The sequence below is a fragment of the Anaerosporobacter mobilis DSM 15930 genome, assembly GCF_900142955.1.
Classification (GTDB): Bacteria; Bacillota; Clostridia; order Lachnospirales; family Lachnospiraceae; genus Anaerosporobacter; species Anaerosporobacter mobilis.
The window spans coordinates 1-6,028 of sequence record NZ_FRCP01000037.1; the positions used below are offsets into that span (position 1 = coordinate 1).

Below are 6,028 nucleotides of genomic sequence, written 5' to 3' on the forward strand. Positions count from 1 at the left end.
TAAATAATAATTTACTAAATAAAAGTAAATTTAATTCTGCTAATTATTCTTATGTGTATTTGATTGGCGCATGTAGAACGAGTGGAAAGTGTGAATGTGTATTTTCATTCCCATTAACATATAGCACAAAACCAACTGTTACTGTCACTAGAAGCTTGGGTTTTTATGACAGAACGTATGGTAATGTACCAGTTACAATTGTTGTAACAGAAGTTGGATCTGTCATATTTGAAGTAACCCACTCTAGCTATATTGCTGGATCGTTATATTCGATAGGAGCATGGTTTAGCGTTGACGGAACAATAGTATAATGGTTTAATAAATAGCTATTTAAGCACATATATAGCTGAAATTAATTGTGATAGTAGTTCCACTCGATAAAATAGATTGATTCATTATTCTACTATCCAATGTTAGATCAGCTCTTTTAGAACCTTCGGCATAGACAGATAAATCAACTCTAGTTAAAAACATAGGCATATCTTCTAGTAAAAATAAAGTATCACCTACAGCATGTGCTTGAGTAGGGATAAATATAGCAGAAACATAAGCTACATTTCCCACTCTATAAACATTGAAATCAAGATAAGATGTTTCTATATAGGAAATAAAGTTACGCTTTTTAGGAGTTAAATTATTATTTTAGAACACTAGTTCTTATCAGAAAGGAAGTGATATATTGTACAAGATAGAACTAAAAGATAGCACAGTATTTAATTTAAAATCAATAGAAGAAGATACAGAAATGTGCATGAAGATTGTATTAGATACGGAACTATCACATGATAATGCTATCAGTAAATTTACAAAAGATAATCTACAATATGTAAAAATAATGTCAGATGAAATAGTACTTAATACATACGTAAACATTAGCTCTGTTGCTGAATCTAGCGTAAAAAACGGTGAAATAAGCATCAAATTAAACAAATACGATACAAAGGATATTGTTATTAACTTACGCAAAGAAAATGAGTATTTTAAGGAAACAATATTACAATGCAACAAATCAATTTTAGATCTTAGTGATATTATTTTATCATTATCTTTAAAAAACAACTAGATGAAAGGAATTGATAACTATGACAAGTTTTAAAAATGTATTAATTATGAATATGAAAGCAAAGAGATTTAATCGTGAATATTATGAAACAATCATCGCAACATGGTCACTTAATGGCTGGTTAACAATAGATGAAGTTACGGAGTGCATGTCTGTGCTTGATGAAGTTTATCCAGTACAGGAAGAATCAATAACAGAATAATAATGTAAAGGCGGTTACCGTTATAGGTACCGTCTTTTTTACTGCTAATATGCAGAGAAAGAGAGGATAAATGGAAAAATTAAAAGAATTAACCTGTGGACTAATTGGTGTTATAGGTGGAACTATTGTAAGAATGTTAGGTGGTTGGAGCGCAGACCTACAAACTCTTATTACATTCATGGTAATTGATTTTGCTATGGGACTAGCAGTAGCTTTTATATTTAAGAAATCAAACAAGACTGCAACAGGTGCAGGAGAGAGTAACGCTTGTTTTAAAGGACTATGTAAAAAGGCTGTAATGTTACTAATAGTATTGATTGCATATAGGCTTGATATAACACTACAAGTAAACTATATTCGGACAACGGTAATTATCGCACTAATAGTTAATGAACTTATAAGTATTGTTGAAAACGCTGGATTAATGGGAGTTAAGTTTCCAAAGGCAATCACAAATGCTATAGATATACTGCAAAAGAAATCCGATGGAAGCGAGGACAAATAGTATGGGAAGTACAGATCAATGCAGAGATATTGAAGAACTAAATCCCTTGTGTCAGATACTTTTAAACAAGGCATTAGAAGAAATCAAGTCAAATGGTATCAATCCCTTAGTTGTAGAAACATATCGTAGCCAAGAACGACAGAATTATCTATATTGCCAAGGACGTACAATTAATCAAGCTACACTAAAAGGAATTTCAACATCGTTTGCAAGAGCGTACAGTAACCCTAAATCATGTCAAATTACGTGGACACTAAATAGTATACATACTAAGCGTAATGCGGTCGATTTAGTGCCACAGAGGAACGTAAAAGGTAAAATGACTGCAATATGGAACTCAAACGATAAGGAAACTAAGAAGATCATTAGCATTATGACTAAGTATGGATTTGAAGCAGGGGCAAAGTGGAGGACTAGTCCAGACAGTCCACACTTTCAAATTAAAGGTGTTTCTAGTACCGCTAAATCTTATAGCGCAACTAATACTAATACATACATAACTAAGATGATTCAGAAAGCTTTGAATAGTAAAATAAAAGCTAACTTAGTTGTTGATGGCAAATGGGGAAGTGCTACAACTAAAGCAGTAAACAAGTTTAGAGCAAAGCAAGGCTGGAAAGAAGATGGCAAGGTTGGAGTAAAAACTTTAAATGAACTGTTGACATAAAAAAATTACCCCATGGATTATATCCTTGGGGTAATAACTATATTCGTTAGTTATCTTGCTCTTGATTATCAACAGGTTGTGTAAGCGTTAATTTAACATCTATTCCAGACAAAGAAAGAATAGTACCATCTTCTAAAATTGCGTTGTTATATTTTTTAATGTACAAATCGTCATAAGATGACATGGAATTAGCATTTTCTGCCGACATTGTTTCGTTTAGCGTAAATGTGCTAGAATCTGAATATATATTACCACTTCCGCTTGTACATACAATATTATAAGTACCAGATGGTAAATCCGTTCCAACTAGATAGTTACCTGTTTCTAATTTAAAAGTGTTCTTAGTTTTTTCTCTGCCTGTGTAATTTTCAATTTCAGCTGCATTTGAGCCAAAAGTAATCTTTAAAGTGCTAGTAATAGACAAAATATCACCTAATGCAAATGTACTGCCATTATAAGTATCAATAGCAAAATCATCATTTTCTTTTGCCATTATTTCATTTAGTCCATTAGTAGCAAAAACATTACCTTGACCCTTGGTTGCTTGAATATCATATTGCCCAGGAGGAAAATCAATACCACATATGTAATTACCTGCTGTCATAGTAAATCCTATTCCATCTAGCTTTACTTCTGTATTTTTTCCATCTGTAAACATATCAGTAGATGCTTGAGTTGGCTTATTGCCCTCATTTGACTTTACAAAAATATAAATAATTATTACAGCAAAAACCAAAAAACAAATTGCTATTGCTATATTTAATTTGTAATCTTCTTTTTTGCTATTTTTTGTATTTTGCATAGTAAACCTCCAAAAATTTATTATATAAACATATATTACCACATTTATATGGAATATCTACTATAAAGTGCAAAAAGACACCTGCAATTTTTGCAAATGTCTTTTTATCCAAATTCTAATTTGCTAAAATGAAACTAGAATCAAGCAATATCCAATTTAATCTTACCATATATTGCAAAAACTGGCAATGCTAAATTTATACTAATTTACTATTCTGATGTTTAATAGATTGGTAAAACAAATATATTTTTAATTCCAACATCTTTCTTTTGCGTTCAAGTGTTGACTCTTTGGACTGGAAGGATTATGGAGTTGAGTCAATTATTGACACAGTGGTAAATAATCCTCACCTTGGCAATGGTTCTATTATTCTATGCCACAATGGAGCAAAGTTTACAAAAGATGCACTGGAAGCTATGATTACAGGGCTACAAGACAAGGGATACACCATTGTCCCAGTATCAGAGTTAATCTACACTGGGGAGTATCATATGGATCATGAAGGAAGGCAGTTTAAGGATTAGTAATTAAGCCAAATAACTTTATAGAACTATTCTAACCGTTGCTGTTAATCACGCTAGGTTAAGGAAATAAGAGCAATAAACGTATGCGTGGGTATAAAAAACGGTGAAAGAGTATGTACATTTTAAAGAATTTAATTAGGTAGATGAGAAGTAAGTTTTAAGTAAACAAAATAAATCAAGTAAATAATGAATACGTAATGTCCTCAAACCAAATAAATATGGTTTGGGGATATTTTTGTTTAGGTCGCTATCTGTACTAGAAAAGAAGTTTTAAGAAAATATATGAAATAATTATCGGAAAGGACAGAAGGCAATAATTAATATACCATAAAAATATGTATGCAGGAGTAAATTCCAGTTAAAAAGAATTAAAATTCCACTTTACGGTTAATAGTATCTGATCCGAGATGTAAATAACATACATATAATTGTTCAAATTATAAAATTATGACACTTCAAAAAAACATATATACTTTACTAAAAAAAGAAAAAAATATATAATTTTGGAATCGGTGCAAAAGGACAAATATGGTTATTCATGGGTATAAAAATATTTATGTTAAAGCAAAAGTGCTTAAACATATTCCGAAAGAAGCATTTAAGTGCCATCAAGAGGCTACAGATATTGCAATACAATAAAGCATAAAGAATTTATTCACTTGATGTATTTATGCGGGTTGTAGCGTTTGACAAACGCCTAAAAAATAATACATAAAAGAAAGGAGATACATATTTTTATATGTATAATTGATTATGAGTGAAAAAAGTAAAGAATATTCAAAAAAAATTATAGTCACAGATTTAGATGGAACATTATTAAAAGATGACAAAAGCATATCTCAATATACTTCTGATGTAATTCGAAGATTATGTAATAGTGGTCATAAATTTGTTATTGCAACCGCAAGACCACTTCGGGCTGCAAAAGAATTCGTGGCAAATATTGATATAAACGCTGGAATATATCATAATGGAGCGTTAATTTATATGGATGGTGAGAAAACAGATGGTTTTCAAATTGATAATGTTATAACGCTTATAGATAAGATTTTATTGGAATATCCACAAGCAGCAATTGCAGTAGAAGCTGACGATGTCTTATATTCTAATTTTGATGCTGATCGCCTTTGGCCGGGTAACGGATTTATATATACCAATTCCAATTTTTCGGAATTGATAGAAAAAAAAGCTGATAAAGTAATAATTGAGGTTTCTTCCTTAGAAGACATGAAAAAATATCAAAAATTACTTCCAACAGATTTATATATACAGCTTTCCGAAAATAAAATTGGAATGATTATGAATAAAAAAGCAACTAAGAGTAATGGAATCAGTTTTCTTGCTCAAAAGTTTAATATTGATGTAGAAAATATCATTGCATTTGGCGATGATTACAATGATATAGATATGCTCGAATTTTGTGGAACGGGTATTTGTGTAAAAAATGCAGTGGATGATGTAAAAGTTTTTGCTAATCAAATTTGTGACACAAATGAAAATGATGGCGTTGCAAAATGGATTGAGGAATTTATTTTATAGAGAAATATGTGAACACAATAGCTATGAAATGAAATCAATCATTGCAGTCATGCGAATAATGCTATTGATATTCTAGTTGACAAAGGAGATTTAGGTATTGTAACAGACTTATTGAACCAAATTCGTTATATTCAGGGAGATTATAACTCTTATACAAAAGAAATTGAACCGTTGTGAATGAGCCAATAACTGAGCTAGCTCACATGGAGTGCGATCATTTAAGCTAGCTCTTGCTGTACTATTGATATGATTGGTTAACAAGGTCATATCATCCTGCGTATGATTCACAGGTGCCTGTTTTCTTTGATATTACAATTGTCGATAATATTGAGTTAGACAAACCTGGAAGTGATGCCGTTGCAATTGAAGATGCAACTATGGTTGACTCATATTAGACATAAAAAACTTCCTGTTTTTGAATAATTCTAAGCATTGGCTAAAGCATAGTCTAGTCTGTCTATTAAGAAATCAATATCAGACTCTTCAATTACAAGAGGAGGTTGAAAAGCAAGAACGTTGCGGTGAAGTCCATTCTTTCCTAGAATGATTCCGTCATCCTTTAACTGTTCTAATACTGCGTCAGTTTTTAGAGGATTAGGCTCATTATTCTCATCGCGTAGTTCCATACCTAACATCAAACCTTTTCCACGTACCTCACTAATAATAGGGTATTTATCCTTTAATTCATTTAGCTTTTTATAAAGAATATCACCAAGTTTTTTTGAT

8 protein-coding genes and 1 pseudogene are annotated in these 6,028 nt (G+C 31.2%); 7 read left to right on the forward strand and 2 right to left on the reverse strand.

Going from position 1 to position 6,028, the window contains the following annotated elements; all coding sequences use genetic code 11:
- The 5 genes from BUB90_RS23760 to BUB90_RS22855 all read left to right on the forward strand — a co-directional run.
- On the forward strand, positions 1 to 311 hold a 311-nt coding region (locus BUB90_RS23760), incomplete at its 5' end, for a hypothetical protein (RefSeq protein WP_170865509.1).
- 368 nt (positions 312 to 679) lie between these two features.
- A complete protein-coding gene (locus BUB90_RS22840) occupies positions 680 to 1,063 on the forward strand; it encodes a hypothetical protein (protein WP_073291962.1) in 384 nt (127 codons plus the stop codon).
- A gap of 19 nt (positions 1,064 to 1,082) precedes the next feature.
- A complete protein-coding gene (locus tag BUB90_RS22845; RefSeq protein ID WP_073291964.1) occupies positions 1,083 to 1,265 on the forward strand; it encodes a hypothetical protein in 183 nt (60 codons plus the stop codon).
- Between the two features lie 70 nt (positions 1,266 to 1,335).
- Entirely contained in the window at positions 1,336 to 1,770 is a 435-nt protein-coding gene (locus tag BUB90_RS22850) for a phage holin family protein (protein WP_073291967.1), read from the forward strand.
- A 1-nt stretch (position 1,771) separates the two neighbouring features.
- Positions 1,772 to 2,437, forward strand: a complete 666-nt coding sequence (locus BUB90_RS22855) for a M15 family metallopeptidase (protein ID WP_073291969.1) — start codon at positions 1,772 to 1,774, stop codon at positions 2,435 to 2,437.
- A 46-nt stretch (positions 2,438 to 2,483) separates the two neighbouring features.
- Here BUB90_RS22855 and BUB90_RS22860 read toward each other — a convergent pair whose 3' ends face one another.
- The gene (locus BUB90_RS22860) at positions 2,484 to 3,239 is read right to left on the reverse strand and encodes a hypothetical protein (RefSeq protein ID WP_073291971.1); all 756 of its coding nucleotides are present in this window, start codon (positions 3,237 to 3,239) and stop codon (positions 2,484 to 2,486) included.
- Between the two features lie 278 nt (positions 3,240 to 3,517).
- On the opposite strand from BUB90_RS22860, the pseudogene BUB90_RS22865 reads away from it, so the two are divergent.
- Positions 3,518 to 3,763, forward strand: a pseudogene (locus BUB90_RS22865) (polysaccharide deacetylase family protein); the annotation flags it as partial.
- A gap of 753 nt (positions 3,764 to 4,516) precedes the next feature.
- On the forward strand, positions 4,517 to 5,302 hold the full coding sequence (locus BUB90_RS22870; protein ID WP_073291973.1) for a Cof-type HAD-IIB family hydrolase: 786 nt from the start codon (positions 4,517 to 4,519) through the stop codon (positions 5,300 to 5,302).
- Between the two features lie 425 nt (positions 5,303 to 5,727).
- Here BUB90_RS22870 and BUB90_RS22875 read toward each other — a convergent pair.
- The coding region (locus BUB90_RS22875) for an aminotransferase class III-fold pyridoxal phosphate-dependent enzyme (protein WP_139241845.1) at positions 5,728 to 6,028 on the reverse strand (301 nt) is incomplete at its 5' end.